General features: G+C 64.0%; 19 protein-coding genes. 14 read left to right on the top strand and 5 right to left on the bottom strand.

Features of this window, described 5'->3' with window-relative positions:
* Positions 1 to 80: 80 nt before the first annotated feature.
* From zwf to eda, 4 genes are all read left to right on the top strand, one after another.
* On the top strand, positions 81 to 1547 hold the full coding sequence (gene zwf, locus BM338_RS05805; protein ID WP_090450135.1) for a glucose-6-phosphate dehydrogenase: 1467 nt from the start codon (positions 81 to 83) through the stop codon (positions 1545 to 1547).
* A gap of 124 nt (positions 1548 to 1671) precedes the next feature.
* On the top strand, positions 1672 to 2385 hold the full coding sequence (pgl, locus tag BM338_RS05800; protein WP_090449840.1) for a 6-phosphogluconolactonase: 714 nt from the start codon (positions 1672 to 1674) through the stop codon (positions 2383 to 2385).
* A gap of 78 nt (positions 2386 to 2463) precedes the next feature.
* A complete protein-coding gene (gene edd / locus BM338_RS05795; protein ID WP_090449839.1) occupies positions 2464 to 4281 on the top strand; it encodes a phosphogluconate dehydratase in 1818 nt (605 codons plus the stop codon).
* 92 nt (positions 4282 to 4373) lie between these two features.
* A complete protein-coding gene (eda, locus tag BM338_RS05790) occupies positions 4374 to 5018 on the top strand; it encodes a bifunctional 4-hydroxy-2-oxoglutarate aldolase/2-dehydro-3-deoxy-phosphogluconate aldolase (RefSeq protein WP_090449838.1) in 645 nt (214 codons plus the stop codon).
* Positions 5019 to 5417: 399 nt separating this feature from the next.
* Here the strand turns inward: eda and BM338_RS05785 are convergent, their stop codons facing one another.
* From BM338_RS05785 to BM338_RS05775, 3 genes are read right to left on the bottom strand one after another with little or no spacing between them, the layout of a single operon-like run.
* Complete coding sequence (locus tag BM338_RS05785) at positions 5418 to 6302, bottom strand: PhzF family phenazine biosynthesis protein (RefSeq protein WP_090449837.1); 885 nt, start codon at positions 6300 to 6302, stop codon at positions 5418 to 5420.
* A 24-nt stretch (positions 6303 to 6326) separates the two neighbouring features.
* Positions 6327 to 6632 carry a DUF1272 domain-containing protein gene (locus BM338_RS05780; protein WP_090449836.1) on the bottom strand — a complete coding sequence of 102 codons (306 nt, stop codon included), beginning with the start codon at positions 6630 to 6632 and terminating at the stop codon, positions 6327 to 6329.
* Between the two features lie 53 nt (positions 6633 to 6685).
* Complete coding sequence (locus tag BM338_RS05775; RefSeq protein ID WP_090449835.1) at positions 6686 to 7084, bottom strand: rhodanese-like domain-containing protein; 399 nt, start codon at positions 7082 to 7084, stop codon at positions 6686 to 6688.
* Positions 7085 to 7165: 81 nt separating this feature from the next.
* Between BM338_RS05775 and ftrA the strand changes: the two genes are divergently transcribed.
* Together ftrA and BM338_RS05765 are read left to right on the top strand one after the other, a co-directional pair.
* The gene (gene ftrA, locus BM338_RS05770; RefSeq protein ID WP_090449834.1) at positions 7166 to 8137 is read left to right on the top strand and encodes a transcriptional regulator FtrA; all 972 of its coding nucleotides are present in this window, start codon (positions 7166 to 7168) and stop codon (positions 8135 to 8137) included.
* A 58-nt stretch (positions 8138 to 8195) separates the two neighbouring features.
* A complete protein-coding gene (locus BM338_RS05765; RefSeq protein WP_090449833.1) occupies positions 8196 to 9053 on the top strand; it encodes an EamA family transporter in 858 nt (285 codons plus the stop codon).
* Positions 9054 to 9123: 70 nt separating this feature from the next.
* Here BM338_RS05765 and proP read toward each other — a convergent pair whose 3' ends face one another.
* Positions 9124 to 10620, bottom strand: coding sequence for a glycine betaine/L-proline transporter ProP (gene proP / locus BM338_RS05760; RefSeq protein WP_090449832.1), 1497 nt, complete (start codon positions 10618 to 10620; stop codon positions 9124 to 9126).
* Positions 10621 to 10977: 357 nt separating this feature from the next.
* On the opposite strand from proP, the gene BM338_RS05755 reads away from it, so the two are divergent.
* The 3 genes from BM338_RS05755 to BM338_RS05745 all read left to right on the top strand — a co-directional run bounded on the left by BM338_RS05755 (position 10978) and on the right by BM338_RS05745 (position 13822).
* Positions 10978 to 12585: a S10 family peptidase gene (locus BM338_RS05755; RefSeq protein ID WP_090449831.1), complete on the top strand. Its 1608-nt coding sequence runs from the start codon at positions 10978 to 10980 to the stop codon at positions 12583 to 12585.
* Positions 12586 to 12673: 88 nt separating this feature from the next.
* Entirely contained in the window at positions 12674 to 13048 is a 375-nt protein-coding gene (locus BM338_RS05750; RefSeq protein ID WP_090449830.1) for a nuclear transport factor 2 family protein, read from the top strand.
* 75 nt (positions 13049 to 13123) lie between these two features.
* Positions 13124 to 13822, top strand: coding sequence for an HAD family hydrolase (locus BM338_RS05745; RefSeq protein ID WP_090450134.1), 699 nt, complete (start codon positions 13124 to 13126; stop codon positions 13820 to 13822).
* Here BM338_RS05745 and BM338_RS05740 read toward each other — a convergent pair.
* Positions 13819 to 18420 (bottom strand): DEAD/DEAH box helicase, encoded by a 4602-nt coding sequence (locus BM338_RS05740; protein WP_090449829.1) that lies wholly within the window; start codon positions 18418 to 18420, stop codon positions 13819 to 13821. The two genes, BM338_RS05745 and BM338_RS05740, sit on opposite strands and share 4 nt — an antisense overlap.
* 188 nt (positions 18421 to 18608) lie before the next feature.
* Here BM338_RS05740 and BM338_RS05735 point away from each other — a divergent pair, with 188 nt between their 5' ends.
* The 5 genes from BM338_RS05735 to BM338_RS05715 all read left to right on the top strand — a co-directional run bounded on the left by BM338_RS05735 (position 18609) and on the right by BM338_RS05715 (position 26293).
* On the top strand, positions 18609 to 20861 hold the full coding sequence (locus BM338_RS05735) for a TonB-dependent receptor (RefSeq protein WP_090449828.1): 2253 nt from the start codon (positions 18609 to 18611) through the stop codon (positions 20859 to 20861).
* 562 nt (positions 20862 to 21423) lie between these two features.
* On the top strand, positions 21424 to 23397 hold the full coding sequence (locus tag BM338_RS05730; RefSeq protein WP_090449827.1) for a S1 family peptidase: 1974 nt from the start codon (positions 21424 to 21426) through the stop codon (positions 23395 to 23397).
* 109 nt (positions 23398 to 23506) lie between these two features.
* Positions 23507 to 24325, top strand: coding sequence for an alpha/beta hydrolase (locus BM338_RS05725; RefSeq protein ID WP_255367196.1), 819 nt, complete (start codon positions 23507 to 23509; stop codon positions 24323 to 24325).
* A 40-nt stretch (positions 24326 to 24365) separates the two neighbouring features.
* Positions 24366 to 24959, top strand: a complete 594-nt coding sequence (locus tag BM338_RS05720; RefSeq protein ID WP_090449825.1) for an HAD family hydrolase — start codon at positions 24366 to 24368, stop codon at positions 24957 to 24959.
* A gap of 326 nt (positions 24960 to 25285) precedes the next feature.
* Positions 25286 to 26293 carry a transporter gene (locus BM338_RS05715; protein WP_218156301.1) on the top strand — a complete coding sequence of 336 codons (1008 nt, stop codon included), beginning with the start codon at positions 25286 to 25288 and terminating at the stop codon, positions 26291 to 26293.
* Positions 26294 to 26297: the final 4 nt, after the last annotated feature.

Genomic DNA, 26297 nt, shown 5'->3' with positions numbered 1-26297 from the left:
TCAGTGGTACGGTACGATCCAGTGACGAATCCGATAAGCGCCCCCGGCCATAGGCCCCGCAATACGTCGAGGTGATCGAAGTGACGGCTTCTCCCCCCCCGGTCGAAGCGTTCGACCTGGTGATTTTTGGCGGCACCGGCGACCTCGCCGTGCGCAAGCTGCTGCCTGCCCTGTTCCACCGTTTTGTCGACGGCCAGATCCCGGCCGGCAGCCGCATCATCGGTATCGCCCGCGAGGCGCTGGACGATGATGGCTATCGCGCCAGCCTGCGCACCGCCCTGATCGAAGCCGGCGGCGCCAAGGCCCAGGTGGATGAGTTCCTGCACCACGTCAGCTACCGCCCGCTGGATGCGCGCAAGGACGAAGGCTGGGATGCGTTCGCCGCGCTGATCGGTGAAGAGCCGGACCACGTGCGCGTGTTCTATCTGTCGACGTCGCCCGAATTGTTTGTGGATATCTGCAACCGCCTCGGCGGCTACGGCCTCAACCGCGGCAAGTCGCGCGTGGTGCTGGAGAAGCCGATCGGCCGCGACCTGGCCAGCGCCAATCAGATCAACGACGCGGTCGGTCGCGTGTTCGACGAATCTCAGACCTTCCGCATCGATCACTACCTTGGCAAGGAAACGGTGCAGAACCTGCTGGCGCTGCGTTTCGGCAATGCGCTGTTCGAGCCGCTGTGGAACGCGGGGCACATCGATCACGTACAGATCACCGTGGCCGAAACCCTGGGTGTCGGCCGCCGCGGTGCGTACTACGACCGTGCCGGCGCGTTGCGCGATATGGTGCAGAACCACATCCTGCAGTTGCTCTGCATGGTGGCGATGGAGCCGCCGTCCTCGTTGTCGCCCGATGCGGTGCGCGACGAGAAGCTCAAAGTGCTGCGTTCGCTCAAGCCGATCGACGAGAGCAACGCCGCCCAGTTCACCGTGCGCGGCCAGTACCGCGCCGGCGCGGCCGAAGGGCAGAGCGTGCCGGGTTATCTGGAAGAACTCGACGGTGGCAAATCCAACACCGAAACGTTTGTTGCGGTGAAAGCCGAGATCGAAAACTGGCGTTGGGCCGGCGTGCCGTTCTACCTGCGCACCGGCAAGCGTTTGCCCGAGCGTGTGTCTGAGATCGTGGTGGTGTTCAAGGCGGTGCCGCATTCCATCTTCGGCGCCAGCGCGGGCCCGCTTGCGCAGAATCGCCTGGTGCTGCGTCTGCAGCCGGATGAGGGCGTGAAGCTGTGGCTCACCATCAAGCACCCTGGTCCGGGCGGTTTGCGCCTGCGCCACGTGCCGCTGGACATGAGCTTCGCCGAAGCCTTCGGCGTGCAGCAGCCGGATGCCTACGAGCGCCTGTTACTTGACGTGGTGCGCGGCAACCCCACCTTGTTCATGCGCCGCGACGAAGTGGAAGCCGCATGGCGTTGGGCCGATCCGATCCTGGCCGCCTGGTCCGCCAGCGGCGAGGCGCCGCGTCCGTACACCGCCGGCACCTGGGGTCCGAGCGCCGCTGTGGCGCTGATCGAGCGCGACGGCCGCACCTGGAACGAAGACAGCGAGTAAGCCATCGCAGGCAGCCCTGCAAGCTGTGGTTACAGATGTTTCACCGCCACCTTGCAGGCCGCTGCCTAAACTCGGACTTCCCCGCCACGCGAGTTACCCATCCACCGCTAGCCAAGTCGCCGTCATGCCCGCTTCGCTGAATGTCACCACCCATAGCTTCACCGACTGCGATGCGCTGGCCCGCGCGCTCGCCGAACGCATCGCCGAGCGCCTGCGGCTAGGTATCGCCGAGCGCGGCAAGGCCTTGCTGGCGGTTTCCGGTGGCAGCACGCCGGTGCGCTTTTTCCAGCAGCTATCCCGCATCGAGCTGGACTGGCCGAAAGTGCAGGTGGTGCTGGTGGATGAACGCTGGGTACCGGAGACGCACGAACGCTCCAACGCGCGTCTGGTGAAAAGCGAACTGTTGCAGCACGCCGCCAGCGCCGCGCATTTTGTACCGCTGTACGCGGATGCGCCGACGCCGGAAGCCGGCATGGTCGCAGTGCGTGCCCGTGTGGCCGCACTGCCGTATCCGTTCGATGCGGTGATTCTCGGCATGGGCACGGACGGCCATACCGCGTCGTTCTTCCCCGGCGGCGACCGCCTTGCCGAAGCGCTGGATCTGGCCGGCACCGCGCGCGTGTTGCCGATGCGCGCGGCCGGCGCCGGCGAACCGCGCATCACTTTCACCCTGCCCGCGCTGCTCGACACGCAGGCCTTGTATCTGCATATCGAAGGCGAGACCAAGCGCCAGCTGCTGGCCGACGCCCAGCTCGGCCTGGGTGCTGCCAAGGATTATCCGGTGCGCACCGTGCTGACTCAGACGCGTGTGCCCGTCGCTGTGTACTGGTGCCCTTGAGTACCAGGCAACCGAGGTGGGGAGCGGGCGGCCCTCAACGCCCGTTTCCCACTTCCGTCCACATTCCGGAATGAACTCATGACCACCCTGCACCCCGTTATCGCCGAAGTCACCGAACGCCTGCGTGAGCGCAGCCGCGATACGCGCGCGGCCTATCTGCAGCGGATCGATGCGGCCGGCGGCGCGGGTACGCATCGCGAACGCCTTTCCTGCGGCAACCTCGCCCATGGCTTCGCGGCCTGCGGCCCGCACGACAAGGCCGCGCTGCGCGAAGGGCATACGCCGAACCTGGGCATCGTCACCGCATACAACGACATGCTCTCCGCGCACCAACCGTACGAGCGCTATCCCGAGCTGATCCGCCAGATCGCACGCGACGCAGGCATCACCGCACAGGTAGCCGGCGGCGTGCCGGCGATGTGCGATGGCGTGACCCAGGGCCGCGCCGGTATGGAGCTGTCACTGTTCTCGCGTGACCTGATCGCGATGGCCACTGCGGTGTCGCTCTCGCACGACATGTTCGACGGCGCGCTGTACCTGGGCATCTGCGACAAGATCGTGCCCGGCCTGCTGATCGGCGCGCTGAGCTTCGGCCATCTGCCCGGTATCTTCGTTCCCAGCGGCCCGATGCCCACCGGCATCACCAACGAACAGAAATCCAAGGTGCGCCAGGCCTATGCCGAGGGCAAGGCAGGCCGCACTGAATTGCTCGAGGCCGAAGCCGCCGCCTATCACGCGCCCGGCACCTGCACCTTCTACGGCACCGCCAACTCCAATCAGATGCTGATGGAGATCATGGGCCTGCACCTGCCGGGTGCCAGCTTTGTCGCGCCGGATACGCCGCTGCGCGATGCGCTTACCGTTGACGCCGTCCTTCGTGTCGCGAAGGCGAGCGAGCACGGGCCGCAGCACATACCGCTGGGCCACATCATCGACGAGCGCGCCATCGTCAACGGCGTGATCGGTCTGCACGCCACCGGCGGTTCCACCAACCATCTATTGCATCTGGTCGCCATCGCGCGCGCGGCGGGCATCCAGTTGCGCTGGGACGATTTCGATGCGCTGTCTTCAGTGATACCGCTGCTGGCGCGCGTGTACCCGAATGGCTACGCCGACGTGAACCAGTTCCACGAAGCAGGCGGCATGGGCTTCCTGATCGATCAGCTGCTCAGCGCAGGCCTGTTGCACGGTGACGTGAAGACGATCTTCGGCACTGGCATGGATGGATATGCGCAGATCCCGTCGCTGGACGCGGACGGCAAGCTCGTCTGGCATCCGGTGTCGAAGGAAAGCGGCAACCGCGGCGTATTGCGTGGCATGAGCGAGCCATTCCGCACCGATGGCGGCTTGCGCATGCTCGGCGGCAACCTCGGGCGTGCGGTGATCAAGGTGTCTTCGGTGCCGGACGATCGTCTGGTGATCGAAGCGCCAGCCATCGTGTTTCATGACCAGGACGACGTGCGCAAAGCGTTCGAGCGCGGTGAACTCAACCGCGACTTTATCGCCGTAGTGAGTTTCCAGGGTCCGCAGGCGATCGGCATGCCGGAGCTGCACAAGCTCACGCCGACGCTGGGTGTATTGCAGGATCGCGGCCATCGCATCGCTCTGCTGACCGATGGTCGCATGTCGGGTGCGTCCGGCCGCGTGCCGGCAGCGATCCATGTGACGCCGGAAGCGGCAGCGCACGGCAACATCGCCAAGATCCGCGACGGCGACATGATTCGGCTGGATGCAGTGAACGGGACTGTCGACGTGTTGGTGGAAGCCGGCGAATTCGCGGCGCGCGTGCCGGCTACTGCCGATCTGTCGTCGCATCACAGCGGTATGGGGCGTGAGCTGTTCAGCCTGTTCCGACAGGCGGCGGCGGAAGCCGATCTCGGCGCCGGCGTTCTCTAATTCTTTGTAGGAGTGCACCCTGTGCGCGAACCGCGGCACCCATCGCGTACGGGGTGCGCTCTTACATTCAAACAACTATCGCGGGAATGCGTATGAGCACCATGGAATCCAAGCAACAGCAAGTCGAAGCCACCTTGCGTCTGGCGCCAGTGGTGCCGGTGGTGATCATCGACGACGCCAGGGCGGCGGTGCCGATGGCGCGTGCGCTAGTGGCAGGCGGCATTCCAGCAATTGAAGTGACGCTGCGTACGCCGGCTGCGTTGGATGCGATCCGCGCGATTGCTGCCGAAGTCGAAGGCGCTGTCGTCGGCGTGGGCACGGTGCTTACCGCCAAGGATCTGCACGCCGCGCAACAGGCCGGTGCGCGTTTCGCGGTGTCGCCGGGCACTTCGCCGCGGTTGCTGGATGCGGCTGACGATAGTTCGTTGCCGTTGTTGCCGGGTGTGGCTACAGCGTCGGAGGCGATGAGTTTGCTGGAGCGTGGTTATCGCCATTTGAAGTTCTTTCCCGCAGTGCCAGCGGGTGGGCAGAAGTTGCTTGGCGCGTGGGCCAGTCCGCTGCCGCAGATCCGGTTTTGTCCGACGGGTGGGATCAGTCTTGCTTCGGCGCCGGAGTTTTTGGCGTTGCCGAACGTGGTGTGTGTGGGGGGGTCTTGGCTGACGCCGGTGGATAAGCTTTTGGCTGGGGATTGGGCGGGAATTGAGGCGCTGGCGCGCGAGGCTAAGGCGCTGCGCTGAGGCTCGACTCCCTCTCCCCTTCGGGGAGAGGGTTGGGGTGAGGGGTGGGTGCTCGGTGCACCGCTCCCTACTTCGTCATTCCGGCGCAGGCCGGAGGCGCTTTTCAACAGCGAAGCTGGTCATCCTGTGGCGTTGTCGCTTGGTCTTAGCGACTGCGTGCCCTGGCTCGCCTGCCGCGGGCTTCCGAACCGCTGCCGCGGCTCGGGTCACTTTCTCTTTGCTGGCCCAAAGAGAAAGTAACCAAAGAGAAATGGCCTGAAGAGCAGGCGGTGTGCTTTGTAGCCGCGCCTTTTCCAGTGTCAGGCGGTGGGATGGTTTTCTTCGGGGTCCGATTGTCCCGTCCTTCCATCGCATAGCGGCCGGCAGATCAATAGCAAAAGCCGGAGCGGAGCAACGTGCTCACGCCAAGTGGATGCTTCCTTCAATCATCGTTTCGGTGGTTCCGCCGATCCATGGCGTGCCTGTTTCGTCGTAGCGGACGCTTAGTCGTCCATCGCGTTTGAGTGCGGTGCCCTGACGTACGGTGTAGGTGTTGCCGGGGTGTTGGTTATGTTGGTGGAGCAGGCTGGCGATGCCGGCGTTGGCGCTGCCGGTGACGGGGTCTTCTTCGAGGCCGATGTCGCCGCCGGTGATCATGCAGCGGACTTCAAAGGTGGTGGGGCCGTGTGCGGGATGGGGGCCGTAGAAGGCGAATTTGTGGATGCCGGTGTCGCGGGCGAAGCGTTCGAGTCGGGCGAGATCGGGGTGTAGTGCGAGGCAGGCGTCGGCGGACTGTATGCGCGTGACCAGCCATGCGGGGCCGTTGTTGACCAGGCACGGTGGTGCGCTGAGGTCGAGTGCGTCGGTGTGCCAGGCCTGTGCGAGTGCGGCGTGGTGTGCGGCATCCAGCGGCGTGAATGTTGCCGATGGTGCGGCGAAGGCCCAGTGGCCGGGTGCTTGCTCGGCGAGTCGCACCAGGCCGATATTGCACTGTTGCAGTAGGCGTCCCTCGTGTTTCGGGCGATAACCGCTCGCCAGCAACGCGTGCGCGCTGCCGAGGGTGGGATGTCCGGCGAATGGCATTTCATACGTGGTGGTGAAGATGCGCACGCGGTAGTCGGCTTCCGGATCGGTCGGTCGTAGCAGGAAGGCGGTCTCGGACAGGTTGGTCCAGCGCGCGATGGCCTGCATCTGCTCCGTATCGAGATCGTCAGCATCGAACACCACGGCGAGCGGGTTGCCCTTGAACGGCGACGAGGTGAAGACGTCGACCTGCATGAAGCGAACACGGCGAGTGGAAGGCATAAAGGATTGTTGCTCGTGGAGAGATCAGCGATCTTCGGGCGCCACGCCTTTCAACCTGCTTGCGAACAGTGCGTGTGCGACAAGGTCGACAGGCTTGTGCGTTTGCTTATCAGTGGCCGGATACTTGCCCAGAAAGACGCCGCTGCGCCACTCATGCACGGGCCGTATGGGACGTGCACTGAACCCCCCACCGCAGTTCGGGCAGACGTTGTGGAGCTGTTCGACGCAGTCGCGGCAAAAGGTGCATTCGAACGAGCAGATCATCGCCTCGGTGGAAGCGGGTGGCAGCGGCTTGTTGCAGTGCTCGCAGGTGGGGCGTAGTTCCAGCATGGCGGGCTCCTCGGTCGGGGCAAGTATCGTGTAGCGCGCACGCCAGCGACATCTCAGGCGCCTCGCTCCAGGCCAAAGCCCTCATCGATCCAGCCGGTGAGGCCGCCGATCATTTCCTTCACTGGCCGCCCCAGCTGCGCCAGTTTCACCGCTGCCTTGTTGGCGCCATTGCAGTGTGGACCAGCGCAGTAGACGACAAACAACGTATCGGCCGGGTACTCGGCGAGGCGCTGTTCGCTGAGGGTGCGTGTAGGCAGATTGAGTGCGCCGGGGACATGGCCTGCCGCATACAGGGTGGGCGTGCGCACGTCGAGCAGCACGAAATCCTTGGTTTCGTGGTTCGTCGCGTAGAAGACATCGGCGCAATCGGTCTCGTAGGCCAGCCGTGCCTGGAAGTGGGCCAGAGCCTGCTGGCTGGCGGCGGCAGGAATGCGCTGGACGACACTGCTCATGGTGCTGCTCCGGGTGCTGGACGATGGGTGCAGTGTGGGCACTGGCGCCTGCTTCTGACATTGGCAAGAATGCCAGTCATCATGAAAAAACCGCCAAAGCGCTCCGGACCCGCCAATCGTTCTGTCGTTGCCCTGGTCTACGACGGCCTGTGCACGTTCGAGTACGGCATCGCCGTCGAGATGTTCGGGCTGGCGCGGCCGGAATTCAGTCATTGGTACGAGTTCGCTTCCTGCGCAGTGGATCGTGGCCCCATGCGTGCCGCCGGCGGCATTCGCGTGCAGGCGGATGGTGGCCTGGCGCTGCTGGCAAAGGCGGGCACCATCATCGTGCCGGGCTGGCGCGGCGCGCAGACGGAGCCGCCACCGGCCTTGCTCGATGCGCTGCGTGCGGCACACAAGCGTGGCGCGCGATTGCTATCGTTCTGTTCCGGCGTGTTTGTGTTGGCGGCGGCAGGCCTGCTGGACGGCCATACCGCCACCACGCATTGGCGTTATGCCGACGTGCTGGCCGTGCGCTATCCGAAGATACGCATCGAGCCGGATGTCTTGTATGTCGATGAAGGCAACCTGTTGACCTCGGCGGGCAGCGCGGCGGCCATCGATCTCTCCCTGCATCTGATCCGCCGCGACTTCGGTCCGCAGATCGCCAACCAGGTGGCGCGCCGCGCAGTGGTGCCGACGCATCGCGACGGCGGCCAGGCGCAATTCATTCCCTCTCCGCTGCCGGAGCAAGGCGCGGCGCTGGGCAAGTTACTGGAATGGATGCGCCGCCATCTCGACGAGCCCCTGCCATTGAGCCTGCTGGCCGAGCGCGCGCGCATGAGCGAACGCACCCTGCTGCGCCGTTTCGAAGAAGCCACCGGCTGCTCGCCCAAGCAATGGCTGACCCATGAACGCCTGGCACGGGCGCGCGAACTGCTCGAAGGCAGCGATCTGGCGGTGGAGCAGATTGCTGATGCGTGCGGCTTCGGCAGCGCGGATACCTTGCGGCATCACTTTCGGCGCAATTTGAAGCTGAGTCCGGCACGCTACCGCGAACGCTTCGCGCATTGATGCGGGCGGTATGCTTCGCCGCTCCTTCCGACTCACCTCCTAACGGCGCCACGCTCCCATGACCTACATCTTCCTGGCCATCCTCTGCAGCGTGCTGGTTTCGGTTCTGCTCAAGCTGGCGCGCCGGCAACAGGTCGACGTGGGGCAGGCCATCGCCTGGAACTACGTGGCGACCAGCCTGCTGACCGCGTGGATCTTCCATCCTTCCATGGAGATCTTGCATGGCCCCGGCGTGCCGTGGGTGGGCCTGATCGGTCTTTGTGTGTTGCTGCCGGCGATCTTCCTCGCGCTGGCGACATCGGTGCGGCACGCCGGCATCGTGCGTAGCGACGCAGCGCAGCGGTTGTCGCTGCTGATTTCGCTGTTGGCCGCGTTCCTGCTGTTCGGCGAGGCGATCAATGCGACCAAGTTCGCGGGCATCGTGCTTGGTCTGGTCGCACTGTGCTGCATGGTATGGCGCGGTGGAGCCGACAACGCGGGAGACAGCAAGCAAGCCTGGCTATGGCCGGTGGTGGTGCTCGCCGGCTTCGCGGCGATCGATATCCTGTTCAAGCATGTGGCGCAGGCGGGCACGCCGTTCGCCGTATCGCTGCAAGCGATGTTCGCGCTGGCGCTGGTGGTGTCCTTCGCGATTCAACTGTGGCGACGCGCGCGCGGGCAGATGCGCTTCTCGCTGCGCAGCGCGCTGGGTGGCCTGCTGCTGGGCCTGGCCAACTTCGGCAACATCGTGTTCTACGTGCGCGCGCACCAGGCACTGCCGCAGCAGCCGGCGCTGGTGTTTTCCAGCATGAATCTCGGCGTGGTCGCGTTGGGCGCCCTGGTGGGCACCCTGGTATTCCGCGAGAAACTCAGCCGGCTCAATCTCGCCGGTGTCGCCTTGGCAGTGGTGGCGATTGCGCTGGCGACGCGAGCTTGAGAGCACGATGGTTGTCCCTTCTCCGACGGGGACTACCTACGGGTCGCCGAAGGGAGAAGGATTTCGAAGGTCAGGCCGGCTCCTGCTTCGGCGTCACCGCTATCGGTACATCACTACCCGGCAACACCGAATCCACTGTCATCGGCGCATCGCCTGCAAGCAATGCACGCGCTTCACTGCGCGAGGTCACCGACGGGGGCGAGCCACGCAGCGGACGGCCCGCGGTCTCGCGCACGAATAGCATGGTGATGAGGCCGATAGCGGCCGCCACCATCAGGTAGTAGGCCGGTACCAGATGATCGCCGGTCCTCTGCACCAGCCACGCTGTGACCAGCGGTGTCGTGCCGCCGAACAGCGACACCGACACATTGAAAGCAATCGACAGCGCGCTGTAGCGCACCGGGGTATAGAACAGCGCCGGCAAGGTCGATGGCATCGAACTGGTGAAGCAGGCCAACGCCACGCCCATGATCATCAGGCCGGCAAACACCCATAGCTCGCTACCACTATCCACCAGCAGCATGCACGGCACCGACAGCACCAGCAGCGCCACGCAGGCGCCGATGATCATCGGCCGGCGGCCGAGCCGGTCGCTCAGATAACCGCCCACGATGTTGAGCGGCATCATGGCCGCCATCACCACCAGAATCAGCAGCAAGCCCTTGGCTTCCGGATAGCCCAGGGTTACCGAGAGATAGCTCGGCATGTACGTCAGCAGCATGTAGTCGGTGACGTTGAACACCATCACCAGGCCGACGCATTTCAGCAGCTGACGCCAATGCACGGTAACCAGATCGCGCAATCCGCTGGTGGGCTTCTCGCGCTCGCGCTTGTCCAGCTCGTCCGCGTAGGCCTGGAACGCGGGCGTCTCTTCCAGCTTCAGCCGCATATACAGACCGAGCAGACCCAATGGGCCGGCGATCAGGAACGGCACGCGCCAGCCCCAGGCCAGCATGTCGGCCGGACTCAGCACGGTAGTGAGCAGCGTGACCACGCCCGCGCCGGCGATATAGCCGCCGAGCGTGCCGAACTCCAGCCAGCTGCCGAGCATGCCGCGCTTGCGGTCGGGCGCGTATTCGGCGATGAACGTCGCCGCGCCGCCATACTCGCCGCCGGTGGAGAAACCTTGCACCAAGCGCGCGAGCAGCAATAACACCGGCGCCCAGATGCCGATGCGCTCATAGCTGGGAATCAGGCCGATCGAGAACGTGCCGGCGGCCATCATGATCATCGTGGCGGCCAATACTTTCTGGCGTCCGTAGCGGTCGCCCAACGGCCCGAACACCGCGCCGCCGATCGGCCGCACCAGAAACGCCACGGCGAACGTCGCGAAGGTGGCCAGCAATTGTGCGGCGGGATTGCCGTCGGGAAAGAACACTTTGCCTAGCGTGACCGCGATATAGCCGTACACGCCAAAGTCGAACCATTCCATCGCATTGCCCAGCGCCGCCGCGCCGACGGCGCGGCGCACCATCGGCTGGTCGACAATGGTGATGTCGTCCACCTGCACCTGTCGTGCGCGCTTGAACCAGCCGAAATGGGAACGGTAAGGGTGATGTGGCGGCATGTAGTACTCCCTATGGCATGCGGATGAACACACCGCACTCGGGCGGTGCGATGGCATGGCCGTTCAGAGCGACCTCAACATCCCGATGAAGCGGGCCAGGTGGATGCGGCATGAAGGCATGCCAGCGAATGGGCCCGCGAAGGCGACGCTGATGCGTCGGCGTGAAGGGGATGTTACCGGACGAGTGTCAATATTTCGCAAAATGCGGACTAAGACAAAGCCCGATGACTGCGCGCGATGCGCATCGCAAAACACGCATAGCGAGGCGTTTACATGATCGCAACTGTGACTTCTGGCGTGTGAAAGCAGGCGGCCGCTACACCTAAGCTCGCTACTTCTTCCGCGAAGGAATGACTCATGCACAAGCGCTCTCTGGTCGCCGCCCTGGCTTCCTTGCTGCTGGTCAGCACCACGTACGCCGCCGACAAGCACGAGACCAAGGACAAGCCGGCGGAAGCCAAGCCCGATGCCGCGCTGCTGCAGCCGCAGTCTTCTGAAACTACCGGCTCCGTGCGGGTCGAGGGCAAGAGCATCGATTACAAAGCGGTGGCCGGCACGCTGGTGCTGCATGGCAGTGGCGACAAGGAGCATGAGCCGCAGGTCAGCGTGTTCTATACCGCCTATTTCAAGAAAGGCGCCGATGCGGCGAAGCGGCCGGTGACGTTCATCTACAACGGCGGCCCCGGCTCGGCCACCGTGTGGCTGCACATGGGCGCGTTCGGGCCGAAGCGCGTAGTGACTTCCGACGACAGCCACACACCCGCCGCGCCGTACAACCTGGTCAACAACGACTACAGCCTGCTCGATGCCTCCGACCTGGTGTTCATCGACGCGCCCGGTGCCGGTTTCAGCCGTCTGATCGCTACCGAGGAAGACAAGGGCAAGCGCGAGGACCAGATGAAGGAGCGCCGCAAAGCGATCTACGGCGTGGACGGCGACGGCCATGCCTTCGCGCAGTTCATCACGCAGTTCCTGTCCAAGTACGGTCGCTGGAATTCGCCCAAGTATCTGTTCGGCGAAAGCTACGGCACCACGCGTTCCGCCGTGCTTGCCAATATTCTGGAGAACGAATCCAGTGTCGATCTCAACGGCGTGATCCTGCTGTCGCAGATCCTCAGCTTTGATACCAGCATCGACGGCCCGCAATTCAATCCCGGTGTCGATTTGCCTTATATCGTCGCGCTGCCCACCTTCGCCGCCACTGCCTATTACCACCACAAGCTGCCGCAACAGCCTGCCGCGCTGGAGCCGTTCCTGCGCGAGGTGGAGCAGTACGCGCTGGGCGACTATGCGCAGGCACTGATGGCAGGCTCACGGCTGGATACCGCGCGCAAGCAGGTGGTGGCCGAGAAGCTGCATCAATACACCGGCCTGTCCGTCGCCTATCTGATGAAAGCCGACCTGCGCGTTGGCGGCGGCATGTTCGAACACGAGCTGCAGGGCGATGGCGATCTCACCACCGGCCGCCTCGACAGCCGTTTCTCCGGTCCCTCGCTCGACCCGTTGAGCAAGGACTCCGAGTACGACCCGCAGTCCTCCGCGATCAGCTCCGCCTATGTGGCCGCCTTCAACGACTACGTGCGCCGGCAGCTGAAATACGGCGAGGGCCAGCAATACCGCCTGTTCGCCGACGCTGACCATTGGGATTTCACGCACAAGGCGCCTGGCGTCAACGGTGAGGCCTTGCAGCAATCCACCAACGTCATGCCCGACCTCGCCATGGCGATGAAAACCAATCCCAACCTCAAAGTCTCCCTGCACGGCGGCTACTACGACCTGGCCACACCCTACTTCGCCGCTGACTATGAAATGCATCACATGCCGGTCCAGGCTGCCCTGCAGAAAAACATCTCCTACGACTGGTATCCCTCGGGCCACATGGTCTATGCCCACGAGGACTCGCTGAAGAAGCTGCACGACAACGTAGCGCGGTTTATCGGGGAAACCGATAACGTGAAGCGCTAGAAAAGAGTGTTCGGGAGTGAGAAACGAGTGGGAGTGCTGTTAGGCTTCTCCCGTCGCTCACTCCTCACCACCTATTTGTCATCCAGCCATGCGCGAACTCATCGACCGCTATATCGACGCCTACAACCGCATGGACGTGCCCGCCATGCTGGCAACCATGGACCGCGAAGTGGTGTTCGAGAACTACACCAAGGGTGTGCTGAGCGTGCGCACGCAGGGCGTCGATGAATTGAGCCATCTGGCGCTGAGTTCGCTGCATTTGTTCGCGTCGCGGCGTCAGATCATTACTGCATTCCGCGAGCACGGCGATACCGCCGCCACGGCGGACATCCTGTTCGACGGCACCTTCGCCATCGATCTGCCCAATGGCATTCGCGCGGGACAAGGCATTTCCATGACGGGGCGCAGCGAGTATCGCGTCACGAATGGGTTGCTGGCTTATATCGCCGATTACAGCGAGTAACTGGCGGCCGGAGCGGCGGGTCTGGATAAGCCCGCTTGCGATATGCTGAGCCGCCTTCATCAACGAAGCATCACTGTGACTGAATTTCCTTTCGACGCTGTCATCTTCGATTGTGACGGTGTGCTAGTTGATTCCGAACCCATCACCAATCGCATACTTGCCGACATGCTCGGCGAACTGGGCTGGGCGATCAGTCCGGCGGAAACCATGCGCATCTTTCTCGGCAAGGCTGTGAAGGATGAGGCTGCAGTGATCCAGGCACGCACGGGTTTCGCGATCAACGCAGAGTGGATGGCGCAATTCCGGCAGCGGCGTAATAAGGCGCTGGATCGCGAGCTGGTGGAAATTCCCGGTGCTCCCGCAACGGTGCGGGCTCTGCACAAAGCACTGGACGGGCGCATCGCTGTCGCTTCCGGCGCCGACCTGCACAAGGTCGAAATGCAGCTGGCGAAGATCGGCATTCTCGACTGCTTCGCGGGGCATGTTTTCAGCGGCCATGATCTGCCGCGCAGCAAGCCTCACCCGGACGTCTATCTGGCCGCCGCCGCTACGCTCGGTGTGGATCCCAGCCGTTGCGCCGTGGTGGAAGATACGGTGACCGGCGCCACGGCGGCCCTCGCCGCTGGTGCTACGGTGTTCGGCTATAGCCCGCACCATCCCGGCCACAGCAGCGCCGAAGCCTTGCGACAGATCGGTGTCGCCCACGTGTTCCAGGAGATGCGTGACTTGCCCGCCTTGCTTGCGGAATGGTCTACGCCTGATGTGCGGAACTAGCCTGCACGCGATAGTGCGGCGTCAGGTTCCGGGCGCCGCAACAGCGCATGATGCCAGCGTTGTTGCTGTTCCTTGCTGGCCTCGACCAGCCACTGCGGCTTGCTCGCCACCAGCGCGGCCACTGGCACGCCGTCTTCATATAGCACGCGCGTACCGATCAGCGCGGGCAGGCGGTTCCCGCTCAATACCGTGCCGACCAGATTCAGCGGATCGCAACCGCTCAGACAGATGTGCTGGCCATCGTTCGGCTGCTGCCGCACCTGGCGCAGCTTGCCGATGGCTTCGGGCAGGGCGAACTGTTCGCCGACCAAGCCTTCGACGAAACGGCCGCCGCGGATTTCGCCGCGCGCTTCTAGCCGGTGATACACGCGCAGTAGTTCGCGCCATGACGGGAGCCAGGAGGCTTCGCGTTCCAACAGCTTCCAGAACACCACGCCGTAGCGGCGCAGTAGTGTGCGGGCGATGTGCTCGATGGCTTCAGCTCTTGCTCCCTCTCCCCTCGGGGGAGAGGGCTGGGGTGAGGGGACACGTTGGTTTGAGGTGTCTAGTGAAGCCGTCGCACTAGGCAAAGCCTTCGCGAGCACCCGCCCCTCATCCGCCCTGCCGGGCACCTTCTCCCCGGAGGGGAGAAGGGCAATGGGCTTGGGCTCCCCGGAGGGGAGAAGGGATTTCACTAGAGACCATCGTCCGGCATCTTCGATGCCGCTCAACATATGCCGCCGCAAACGCTTATGCCGATGCGCATCGCGCTTCGCCGCAGGCAACAGCAAGGCGCGCAGTCCAGCAAAGCTATCCGCAGTAACCCGCCCGGCCGCGACCAACTCACCCAACGCATCCTCCAACTCCGTGCGCAACAGATGCGCCGCGCTCATCAGCTCGTCGAAGAACAACGCACCGTGTTCGCGCAACGCATCCGCCACCGCCTGTGCGCGCGAGGAAAGCAACACATCCTGCGGGTTGCTGGTGCCGGCCATGGCCGTCCACAGCGGCATGCTCTTGCGCGGCAACAGTACGATCGGCGTGGCGCGCACCGGGCCACCGCCACCGCCGCTGCCGCCGCGCAGGCGGTTCCAGCCAATGCGGCCAGCGCGGCACAAATCATCCAGCCAGCCGATGGCGTAGTCGTCGATGCGTGCGGGTAGGATTTCCGCCTCCCACGCACCGGCGGCGGCCTCATAGCCTTCGAGCTGGGTCAGTGCGGCCGGCAGGGCGTCGGGGCCGCTCAGGCGAGTGCCGGGCGCGACGTGCTGCCACTCGAACAGGAAGCGCATCAGATCGCGGCGGCTGACCGGTTCGATCTCGCGGCGCAGGCGACCAATGGTGTAACGGTGGATGCGTGCAAGCAGATGGCGCTCGCACCATTCGGTATCGACCGCTTCCGGCGTGAAGCGCCCCTGCATCACATAGCCTTCCGACTGCAGGCTCAGCAAGGCGAGATCGATATCCGAGGGTTCCACGCTCAGCGAAGCGGCAAGCTGCGCTACGGTCACCGGGCCGAGGCCGACCAGCCGGCCGCGCACCAGCTCCAGCAAGGCATCTTCACGGCTCCACGCCTGCGCGGCGAATTCGACAGGTGCCTCGATCGGCGGGTGCATTGCAGCGCTGGGATGGATTGTCTGCAATAGCGGCAGCTTCTCGGCGCAGACCCAGAGTTGCTGCGAGGTAAGCAAGGTGGTGCGGCGCGCTTTTGCCAGCGCGTGCAGCCAGTCGTCCCAGCCCTGATTGTCCGTCGCCTCGGTGGCGGTAACGAAGCCCAGCACGTTCAGTGCTTCGTGCATTTCATCCGCGCTGCGTACTTGCGGCCAGGCTTCTTCACGCACAGCGTCGATGGCGTCAGGATCGAGCCGGCCCAAGTCATCGGCACTCTCGGCATCGTTCCAGCGTCGCGTCTGCACCGCTTGAGTACGGCGTTCCTCCAGTGGCGCGTCGTCGAGGAAGGCGTACGGCGCGGCGCTAAGCACCTCGCTGGCAAGCGGACTCGGCGCGGTGAGATCGCGCGCCACCACTTCGATCTGGCCGCTTTCGAGGCTGCGCAGGATATGCAGCAGGCCGTCCACGTCCATCGCTTCGCGCAGGCAGTCGTACAAGGTCTGATTGACCAGCGGGTGATCGGGAATCTGCCGCTCACCGACGATGTTCTCCAGACAGGCGACCTGATCGGGGAACACCGCGGCCAGCAGATCCTCGCTGCGCATGCGCTGCAGTTGTGGCGGCACTTTGCGCCCGCCCTGGAAGCGCGGCAACGCCAGCGCGGTGGTGGCGTTCCAGCGCCAGCGCACCGGGAACAGCGGTGCATCGAGCAGCGCCTGCACCAAGACGTGCTCGGCGGTGTTGGAGTGCAGATAGCGCGCCACTTCTTCCAGCGGAAAACTGTGGCTGGTCGATAGCGACAGCACGATGGCGTCTTCCGTCGCCGCCGCCTGCAATTCGAAATTGAACTGCCTGCAGAAGCGCTTGCGCAACGCCAGGCCCCAGGCGCGATTGATGCGACTGCCCCAGGGCGTATGGATCACCAGCTGGGTGCCGCCGGATTCGTCGAAGAAACGCTCGAATACCAGCGTGTGCTGCGTCGGCAACACGCCGAGCGCGGCCTTGGCCTTGGCCAGGTAATCAGCCAGTTGTTGCGCGGCGGATTCGTTCAAGCCGAGCGTCCGCATCAGCCACTCGAACGCGGCCGCTGCGCCGCCCTCATCCAGTTGCGTGGAGACTTCTTCGCGCAGGCGCGACACGCCGAACGACAACTCATTCGTGCGCCCCGGCGCCTCGCCCAGCCAGAACGGGATGCTTGGCGGCACGCCGTGCGCGTCTTCCACGCGCAGGCGATCACGCTCCACGCGTAGGATGCGATAACTGGTGTTGCCGAGCTGGAAGATGTCGCCGGCCAGGCTTTCCACCGCGAAATCCTCGTGCACCGAACCGATCACGGTGGCCTGCGGTTCCAGCACCACCAGGTAGTCCGCGGTATCGGGGATGGCGCCGCCGGACGTAACAGCAGTCAGCCGCGCGCCGCGTCGTGCGCGCAACTGCTTGTGCACCGCATCGCGATGGATATACGCCGCACGCGCACCGCGCCGAGTGGTGAAGCCGTCGGCCAGCATGCGCACGATGCCGTCGAACTGTTCGCGTGGCAGCTCGCGGTAGGGATGCGCGCGGCGCACCATCGCGTACAGCGCATCCTCGTCCCATTCGCGGCAGGCCACTTCGGCCACGATCTGCTGCGCCAGAACATCCAGCGGTTGTGGCGGCAGGATCAGCGCATCCAGTTCGCCGCGGCGCACGCAATCGAGCAGCGCCGTGCATTCGATCAGATCGTCGCGCGTCGTTGGAAACAGTCGCGCCTTCGGCGTGCCATCCACCGCATGGCCGGAACGGCCCGCGCGCTGCAGGAACGCGGCGATGGAGCGCGGCGAGCCGAGCTGGCAGACCAGATCCACGTCGCCGATGTCGATACCCAGTTCCAGCGACGCCGTCGCGACCAGCACTTTCAGATCACCACGCTTGAGTCGTTGCTCCGCATCCAGTCGTTGTTCGCGCGCAAGGCTGCCGTGATGCGCAGCGACGACTTCCTTGCCCATGCGCTCGGAGAGATGGCGCGCGACGCGTTCGGCCATGCGCCGCGTGTTGACGAACACCAGCGTGGTGCGATGTCCCTGCACCAAGGCCGCGAGCCGGTTGTAGACCAGCTCCCAGGTGTCGTTGGACATCACTGCTTCGAGCGGTACCGGCGGCACTTCGATGGCGAGGTCGCGGTGGCGCGTATGGCCAACATCCACGATGGCGCAACGCGAACCCCCTCCCCTGCTTGCAGGGGAGGGTTGGGGAGGGGTAAGTACTTGAGAAAGCGTTTCGGGAAAGGTTTTCGCAAGAGCTTCACCCCCTCCCAGCCTCCCCCTGCTTGCAGGGGGAGGAGCAAGATCAGGCAGCGCCGCATCTTCACCCGCCCCCACCAAAAACCTCGCCACTTCCTCAATCGGCTTCTGCGTCGCCGACAAGCCAATCCGCAGCAACGGCCGCTGGCACAGCGCCTCCAGTCGCTCCAGCGACAAGGCCAGATGCGAACCGCGCTTGCTCGCCGCGATGGCATGGATTTCATCCACGATCACCGTGCGCGTGCCCGCCAGCATCGTGCGCCCGGATTCGGAGCCGAGCAGGATGTATAGCGACTCCGGCGTCGTCACCAGAATATGCGGGGGCACCTTGCGCATCAGTGTGCGCTCGACCTGCGGCGTGTCGCCGGTGCGCACGGCTGTGCGGATCGCCACGTCAGGCAAGCCCAGCGCTTCCAGTTCGGCGCGGATGCCTTCCAGCGGCGCTTCGAGATTGATGTGGATGTCGTTCGACAGCGCCTTCAGTGGCGACACGTACACCACCGTGGTCGCATCCGGCAGCGCACCGCCGCGAGCGACACCTTCGCGCACCAGGCCATCGATGGCAGCAAGAAAAGCCGTCAGCGTTTTACCCGAGCCAGTAGGTGCCGCCACCAGCGTATGGCGGCCTTCGCGGATGGACGGCCAGGCGGCCAGCTGTGCCGCGGTGGGCGCCGGGAAGGTGCGCTGGAACCACTGGCGGACGGCAGGGTGAAAATCGAGCAGGGACATGGACTTGGACCCGCGTCGAGCAAGACAGGAAGAACATTCTAGATGGGGTTGGCCCTTGCTGGCGGCAAGGCCGCGCAAGAATATTCGCTTCCGTCGCTAGCAGCTTTGCATGACAATATTGCGGCACAGCAATGCGCCTCCGTATGCGTTCGTTGCTACACCGTTGCCTTCACTTCCAGGGAAAACCCATGACCGTCGCCCACCCGTCGCGGTTCGCCGTGCTTGCCGTTTCCATTGCCCTCGCTCTGTCGGCCGCTGCCGCACAGGCGCAGGATGCCAACGCCCAGCAGGGCGCCGCTCCCGCTAAGAAGAAGCCAGTGGAGTTGCAGGCGGTGAACGTCACCGCTGAAAAGCGTGTGGAGAACCTGCAGAAGGTGCCGATCTCCATGACCGTGCTGACGCCGGAAAAGCTCGAATCCTTCGGCCAGTCCGGCGACACCGTGTTGCAGCTCGCCTCGCGTGCGCCGAGCGTGTACGCCGAGACCTCGTACGGCCGTGAGTTCCCGCGCTTCTACATCCGCGGCCTCGGCAACAGCGATTTCGATCTGAACGCGTCGCAGCCGGTATCGATGGTGTACGACGACATCGTGCAGGAGAACCCGATCCTCAAGGGCTTCCCTCTGTTCGATCTGGAGCAGGTGGAAGTGCTGCGCGGCCCGCAGGGCACGCTGTTCGGCCGTAACTCGCCGGCTGGCGTGATCAAGTTCGAATCGCGCAAGCCGAGCCAGGAAACCAGCGGCTATGCCCGCGTTTCCTACGGCACGCTGGGTACCGCCAACGCCGAAGCCGCCCTGGGTGGCGCGCTCAGCTCGCATTGGTCGGGCCGCGTCTCCGCGCTGGCGCAGCATCGCGACGACTGGATCGACAACGACTACACCGGCAAGAAGGATGCGCTAGGCGGTTACAACGACCGCGCCGTGCGTCTGCAGGCGCTGTATGAGAACGGTGACTTCAACGCCCTGATCAGTGCGCATGCGCGCTGGCTCGATGGCAGCGCCATGGTCAACCGCGCCAATGCGATCGAACTGGGCGAGAACAGCTTTGTGCCGGGCTTCGACCGCTACAAGGTGATCCAGGACGGCAAGAACAAGCAGCATCTCTTCAGCTGGGGCAGCAACCTGCACCTCAACTGGAAGCTGGGCAATTACACCCTCACCTCGATCACTGGCCTCGAGCGCGCCACCACCTACAGCCTGGGCGACGTGGACGGTGGCATCGCCATTCCGCACAACCCGAGCCAGCAGTCCGCGGTGACGCCGTTCCCGTCCGAGACCGCCGATGCGCTGCCGCACGATCGCCAGATCACCCAGGAATTCCGCCTGGCCAGCGATCCCAAGGAGCAGTTGAGCTGGCAGGTCGGTACGTACTACTTCGACGAAGACATCCAGATCAGCAACTTCTCGTACGACACGCTCAATAATCACGCGCTCAACGGCTACGCCAACCAGACCCAGCGCACCAAGGCCTGGGCTGTGTTCGCCTCCACCGACTACAAGATCACCGACGACTTCGACGTGCGCGCCGGTGCGCGTTACTCGCACGACTCGCGCACCTTCCGCGTGGATCGCCTGTTGTCGCCGATCGGCGGCGGCCCGCTGACGCTCGGTGCCGATCCGCACGACTCGCGCTGGAGCGGCGACCTCACCGGCACCTGGACCATCAACCCGAACGTCAACGTGTACGGCCGCATCGCCAACGGCTTCCGCGCGCCGAGCGTGCAGGGTCGCGTGCTGTTCGCCGACAGCATCTCGCAGGCCAAGCCGGAAACGATCACTTCGTATGAGCTGGGTGTGAAGACCACCGGCATGGACAATCGCGTGCGTTTCAACGCGGATGTGTACGCCTACAACATGCATAACCAGCAGCTCACCGCGGTGGGCGGCGACATCAACGTCACCCGTCTGCTCAATGCGCGCAAGACCAAGGGCTACGGCGCAGAGTTTGACCTCGAGGCCTACCTCACCTCGAACTTCATCGTCACCGCCGGCGGCAGCTACAACCACACCGAGCTGAAAGACCCGACCCTGGCCGTCGCGCCGTGCGGTGCCCAGTGCACGGTGCTCAACCCGCTGGACGCCAACGGCAACGCCCTGGTCAACGGCAACCCGCTGCCCAACGCACCGAAGTGGATCGGCACTCTCACCGCGCGCTACGGCATCCCCTACGGTGAGAGCGGCGAGTTCTTCGTCTATACCGACTGGAACTACCGCAGCGACGTGAACTTCTTCCTCTACGAGTCGAAGGAGTTCCAGAGCAAGCCGTTCCTCGAGGGCGGCCTGCGCGTCGGCTACAACTGGGACTTCGGCAAGCGTGAGGTGGCCCTGTACGGCCGCAACCTCACCAACAAGCGCGTGATCACCGGCGCCATCGACTTCAACAACCGCACCGCGTTCGTCAACGATCCGCGCGTGATCGGCGTCGAGTTCCGCGCCGACCTGTAAGCGCTTTGCTCCTCCCCCTGCTAGCAGGGGGAGGTTGGGAGGGGGTACGCCCTTGAGAAAACCTCTCCCGATGCTCTTTCTCAAGAGCCACCCCTCCCCAACCCTCCCCTGTCCCACGGGACTAGCTTCGCGTCGCAAGCAGGGGAGGGAGTGAAAGCAAACCCGACGTCTGACACTGGAAGATGCGCAGCTACGAAGCACGTCGCGCTCTTTAGACCATTTCTCTTTGGTTACTTTCTCTTTGGGTCAGCAAAGAGAAAGTGACTCGGGCGCCGGCAGGCGTCCGAAATGCCCGCTGCATAAGCGGCCTGGTCGCGATAATCCAATACTCAAAGTAGGAAGCTGCGAACCAAGGGCTTACCCCTCCTTTGCAAGTAGGGGTGCGCGCGTCGCCCATTTCCCGCACGCCCGCGGTGCGCCATACAAACGCCCCCGCGCCCATGTCACTATGCGCGCCAGTCCGTCGTGAGCCTGGATACCCGGAGGGGGTGCCGGCGGCGGTCTTCATGCGCGCGGGAAACGTATGCTCAAAACGAAGGGGTGGATGGGGAGAGGTCGGGGAATGGCCTTGATTCCGGTGCGCTGGATCGCAGCGCTCGTCATAAGCCTGGGTGCGTTATCGACCGCCTCGGCCGCCAGTCTGGATGCCGGCCTGCTGCCGAAAATCCAGGGCGCCACCTTCGAAGTGGTGGCCGCCAAGCCGGTCAATGACCCGCTAACCTACGAAAAGCCCCTACCGCTGGACCTGCTCCCCTTTCAGGAGCGCAACGACAAATACCACTCCATCGGCACCGCCTTTGCGATCGGCCATAACCGCTACGTGACCGCGGGTCATGTGCTGCTGGCCGGCGTGGATAGCTTGTGGGGCGCGCCCTCGTTGCGCGATGCGAGCGGCCATGTCTATGCGATCGACAAAGTCGAAAAGTTCGATCTGCGCCGCGACTTCGTGGTGTTCTCGCTGACCGGCGATCCGGCGCCTTCGCCGCTGGATGTCGACACCAAGCCGGTGCTCAACCAGGAGGTCTACGCCGTCGGCAACGCGCTGGGTACCGGCGTTGTGATCCGCGATGGCCTGTATACCTCGGACACGCCCGAGCAGGAGAGCGGCGCGTGGAAGTGGATGCGCTTCTCCGCCGCGGCCTCGCCCGGCAACAGCGGTGGCCCGCTGCTCAACAAAGAGGGCAAGGTCATCGGCGTGGTGCTGATGAAATCGGCCAACGAGAATCTCAACTATGCACTGCAGATCGGCGATGTACTGAATGCGCCGTCTGGCCAGGCGGTGCTCGACCGTCGCGTGCCGTATCAGCTGGATATTTTCAACACGACGCTGAGCAATCAGATCAAGAGCCAGTTCGCGTTGCCGCTCGGCTTATCCGAGTTCTTCACTGAGTATCAGAAACGGTTCGATGGTTACGTCGACGCACAGCTCAAGGAAATCCTGGCCAAGGATGCCGACAAGCTGTTCCCGCACGGTGAGAGTTCCAACCGGCTGCTGTACGGCGAATCCTGGACGAACACCTTGCCCGGCCTGATCGCGCGCAGCAGTACCGGCGAATGGGGCTTGAACATCAAGGAAGGCAACCGGATGTCGCTGCCTGCGAACGGCTACGTACAGGCCGGTGTGCTGAATCGCACCTTCTTCTTTCACCTGCGCCGGCCGGATACCTTGCCGGCCAGCAAGCTCTACAGCGATCCGCTGGCGCTCGCCGAACTGCTGTGCAAGCTCGGCATCTTCATGCGCCCGGTGGGTTCGGAGCAGATCCGTATCACTTCGCTGGGCAAGCCGGTGACCGACACCGTGTACACCGACCAATGGCAGCGCCGCTGGCAGTTGCGTGTATGGGCGCTGCCGTTCGCCAATACCAAAGTGGTGACTTACTCGCTGCCGGTACCGGACGGCTACGCCATGCTCATGCGCTTCGCCATGCCGGGCAACAGCTATGACACCATGGCCGACATGCGCGTGCTGACCGACTTTGTCGCGGTGGGTTACGACGGCACCCTGGCGCAGTGGAAGGACTATCTGCAGAACACTTCGCTGTTGCCGGGCGCGTTCAAGGACATTCACATCGACATCGACTACCAGCACCGCTTCAGCTACGCCTCGAAGCGGCTGACGTTCGCCTTCGCGCCCGACCTGCAGAAGATCGAGCCGGACAGCGTGCTGACCCTGGGCGCGGGCTTCCTGCCCGATCACGGCAAAGTGGTGTGGGATGTGAACACGCTGTCGATGCGAGCCAGCCAGCAGGACCCGGACCGCCTGCACATCGAGCGCAACGTGGCTCCGCCGACCGACATGGACGACAGCTTCAAGAGCTACTGGGACAAACTGCAGAAGCGCCGCCATCCCTATGAAGGCGTGGCCTATACCACCGACGGCGAAACCAATATCGCCGCGCCGGCTGGCGATGGCCAGAACGCCTCGTCCAACGTGCTGTACTCCGTGTTCTATGTCATGGCGGGCACGCAGTCGCAGGACACCATGAAGCCCAAGCTCGATCTGTTGCTCAAGGACATTCAGATCAAAGAGCATTGAACGGCGGTTCGCGCGCGGGCGACGCTTGATAGCGCTCGCCCATGCTGCGGCGGGCAACCACGGACAGCACGAACAGACCATGCAAGTAGCGACAGACAACGCAAACACAATGAGCTGGATCACCATGTCCGACGGCTGCCAGCTGGCCGTGCGCGACTGGCCGCACGCCCGCATGCGCAGTGCCGTGCTGATCGTGCATGGGCTGGGCGAGCACAGCGGGCGCTATCAGCGGCTGGCGCAATGGTTCCACACGCGCGGTTACGCGGTGCGCAGCTACGACCAGCGTGGCCACGGCCAGAGCGAAGGCCAGCGCGGCGCGCTGGATCATCCGGACGATCTGCTCGAAGACTTGGCTGTGGTCTACAACGAGTACGCCATGCAGTTGCCACAGGCGCCGCTGCTACTCGGCCACAGTATGGGCGGCCTGGTTGCCGCGCGTTGTGTGCTCGACCGCCGCATCACGCCGCCGGCGTTGGTGTTGTCGTCACCGGCCCTGCGTTGTCACGAGCCTGTGTGGTTGCAGAAATTGGCCAGCCTGTTGGCAAAGGTTGCGCCGCGTTTGCCGCTGAACAACGGCCTCAAGCTCGACAAGCTCTCTCATGACGCGCAGGTGGTGGCCGACTATCGTATCGATCCCCATTGCCATCGACGCATCACGCCGCGCATGGCTGACTTTATCTTTCGCGCCGGTGCCAGCAGCATCGCCGACGCCAGCCGGCTGAACCTGCCCACGCTGTTGCTGGTGTCAGGTCCCGACGGTCTGGTCGATTCTTCCGGCAGCCGCGACTTTGCCAGCGCCGCCTGGGCCGGCAACCATCTCACCACGCGTTTCTTCGACACGCTCTATCACGAGCTCTTCAACGAAGCCGAGCCCGGGCGTAGTCAGGTGCTGAAGCAGCTGGGCGACTGGTTGCAGAAGTTGCCGTAACCGATCGGCGAGGACGTATGGGGTCTAGCAGGGAAGCAGGATGAATCTGGCACTTTTTGATTTCGACGGCACCATCACTACGCACGAAATGTTCGCACCCTTCGTGCGTTTTGCTGTCCCGCCGGGCCGGCGCATGCTCGGCAATGTGGTGTTCGCACCCATCTATGCCGGCTACAAATTGGGCATGGTCTCCGGTAGCGCGATCCGCTCCAGCGTCGTGCGCTTCGGCTTCAGCGGTGTTGCCGCGGACACGATGCATGAAGCCGGCAAGCGATTCTCCAATGACATCCTGCCGAACGTCGTGCGCCCGCATGCGCTTGAGCGCATGCGCTGGCACCAGGCACAAGACGATACCGTGGCCGTTGTTTCCGGCAGCCTCGATGTCTACCTGACGCATTGGTGCAGTCAGCACAACGTCGATTTGATCTGCTCGCGACTGGAAACCAGGGATGGCCGCCTCACCGGCCGCTATGTCGGCGAGCAATGCGTGGGCGAGGAGAAGGCCCAGCGCGTACGCGATCGCTACGACCTTGGCGGCTTCGGGCAACTCTATGCCTACGGCGATACCCACGAAGACATGGCGATGCTCGCGCTCGCACATCGGAAGTATTTTCGCTGGGAAGAAATGGCGTAAGCAGCGCCCCGCTCATGGCGGGCGAATGCCTCGCGTCAGCTTCGTTGGCGCGGGAGCGTCTCGGTCGCCTTGATGGCGCCCGCAATAGCCACTAACGCGAAAAAATGTATCGTTATTGGCATGCCAAGAAACAGAGTGTTGTGCTTCACTTTTAAAGACACTCTCTGTGTTTGCGCGGCCTTCCCCCGGTCACGTCTTCTGGCACATGCGCGGCGGGCACCGCAGGTCGCTTACTCCGCGGTCCGACGGGTGGCGTCGGAGATGCGTCTTCAGGGATGTTTGTGGGTGTTTGGCTTGGCTTCTTTCGATGCGTTGCGAGGCATGTCATGAATTTCCGTGTACGAACCGCCAGAGCGTCTGCTCGTAAGCGACGGCTTGGCTGGTGCGGTGTGTTTGGGCTGCTGGCCCTGCCCCTTGCCGCGTGGGCGCAAAGTGCCCCGGTGGATCAGGGGCTCGAGCGCCAGTCGCGCGACAACGCATGGTGGACCGGCCCGATGCTGGCGAATTCGGCGGCGACCTTGCCGCAAGGTCACTACCTGATCGAGCCCTATCTGTTCGACGCGCACTCGAAACACTCGGACGGTTTCGGCTCGCTCACCTACATCAACTACGGCTTGATCGATCGACTGACGATCGGCCTGATCCCTGTGTTCGGCTACAACCGTGTCGATGGCGGGCCCAATGCATCCGGCATCGGCGCGGGCGATCTCAGCGTGCTGGCGCAGTACCGGCTCACGCAGTTCCAGGAAGGCAGCTGGCTGCCGACTATCTCGGTCCAGTTGGAGGAAACGCTTCCCACCGGCAAGTACGACCGTTTGCGCAATCGCCCCGCCGATGCGCAGGGCAGCGGCGCTTACACCACAATTCTTCAGATCAACGCACAGACCTATTTCTGGATGCCGACGGGACGCATCCTGCGCATGCGCTTCAATGTGTCGCAAGCGTTCTCGCGGCGAGTGGATGTCACAGGCGTCAGCGTCTACGGCACCGGTCAGGGTTTCCGCGGTCACGCCAAACCAGGTAGTTCGTTCTATGCCAACGCGTCGTGGGAATACAGCCTGACGCAGAACTGGGTGCTGGCACTGGACCTGACCTATCGGCACAACCGCAACACCACGGTGAGCGGCACCGACACTTCCGATCCGCTTGGCCTGCCCGGGCAGCAGGAAGTGCGCGCAAACTCTGGCCCCAGTGTCGCTTTCGCCTTCGCGCCGGCCATCGAATACAACATCAACGCCAATCTCGGTCTGCTGTTTGGTACGCGCGTGATCCTGGGCAACCGCCGCACCGAGCGCAGCGTCACGCCCGCGCTGGCGATCAATTACGTGCATTGAATGC

The sequence above is a fragment of the Dyella sp. OK004 genome, from assembly GCF_900114495.1.
Taxonomy (GTDB): domain Bacteria; phylum Pseudomonadota; class Gammaproteobacteria; order Xanthomonadales; family Rhodanobacteraceae; genus Dyella_D.
Note: the sequence above shows the minus strand (reverse complement) of the source record. Positions and strands in the feature narration are given on the sequence as shown.

Bases quoted from the DNA above. Each gene is read 5' to 3' on its own strand.
- BM338_RS05780 (WP_090449836.1), bottom strand. From the start codon at position 6,632: ATGCTGGAACTACGCCCCACCTGCGAGCACTGCAACAAGCCGCTGCCA.
- BM338_RS05765 (WP_090449833.1), top strand. From the start codon at position 8,196: ATGACCTACATCTTCCTGGCCATCCTCTGCAGCGTGCTGGTTTCGGTT.
- BM338_RS05740 (WP_090449829.1), bottom strand. From the start codon at position 18,420: ATGTCCCTGCTCGATTTTCACCCTGCCGTCCGCCAGTGGTTCCAGCGC.
- BM338_RS05775 (WP_090449835.1), bottom strand. From the start codon at position 7,084: ATGAGCAGTGTCGTCCAGCGCATTCCTGCCGCCGCCAGCCAGCAGGCT.
- BM338_RS05755 (WP_090449831.1), top strand. From the start codon at position 10,978: ATGCACAAGCGCTCTCTGGTCGCCGCCCTGGCTTCCTTGCTGCTGGTC.
- BM338_RS05730 (WP_090449827.1), top strand. From the start codon at position 21,424: ATGGCCTTGATTCCGGTGCGCTGGATCGCAGCGCTCGTCATAAGCCTG.
- BM338_RS05750 (WP_090449830.1), top strand. From the start codon at position 12,674: ATGCGCGAACTCATCGACCGCTATATCGACGCCTACAACCGCATGGAC.
- BM338_RS05735 (WP_090449828.1), top strand. From the start codon at position 18,609: ATGACCGTCGCCCACCCGTCGCGGTTCGCCGTGCTTGCCGTTTCCATT.
- pgl (WP_090449840.1), top strand. From the start codon at position 1,672: ATGCCCGCTTCGCTGAATGTCACCACCCATAGCTTCACCGACTGCGAT.
- BM338_RS05785 (WP_090449837.1), bottom strand. From the start codon at position 6,302: ATGCCTTCCACTCGCCGTGTTCGCTTCATGCAGGTCGACGTCTTCACC.
- BM338_RS05725 (WP_255367196.1), top strand. From the start codon at position 23,507: ATGAGCTGGATCACCATGTCCGACGGCTGCCAGCTGGCCGTGCGCGAC.
- BM338_RS05720 (WP_090449825.1), top strand. From the start codon at position 24,366: ATGAATCTGGCACTTTTTGATTTCGACGGCACCATCACTACGCACGAA.
- proP (WP_090449832.1), bottom strand. From the start codon at position 10,620: ATGCCGCCACATCACCCTTACCGTTCCCATTTCGGCTGGTTCAAGCGC.
- edd (WP_090449839.1), top strand. From the start codon at position 2,464: ATGACCACCCTGCACCCCGTTATCGCCGAAGTCACCGAACGCCTGCGT.
- eda (WP_090449838.1), top strand. From the start codon at position 4,374: ATGAGCACCATGGAATCCAAGCAACAGCAAGTCGAAGCCACCTTGCGT.
- ftrA (WP_090449834.1), top strand. From the start codon at position 7,166: ATGAAAAAACCGCCAAAGCGCTCCGGACCCGCCAATCGTTCTGTCGTT.
- BM338_RS05715 (WP_218156301.1), top strand. From the start codon at position 25,286: ATGAATTTCCGTGTACGAACCGCCAGAGCGTCTGCTCGTAAGCGACGG.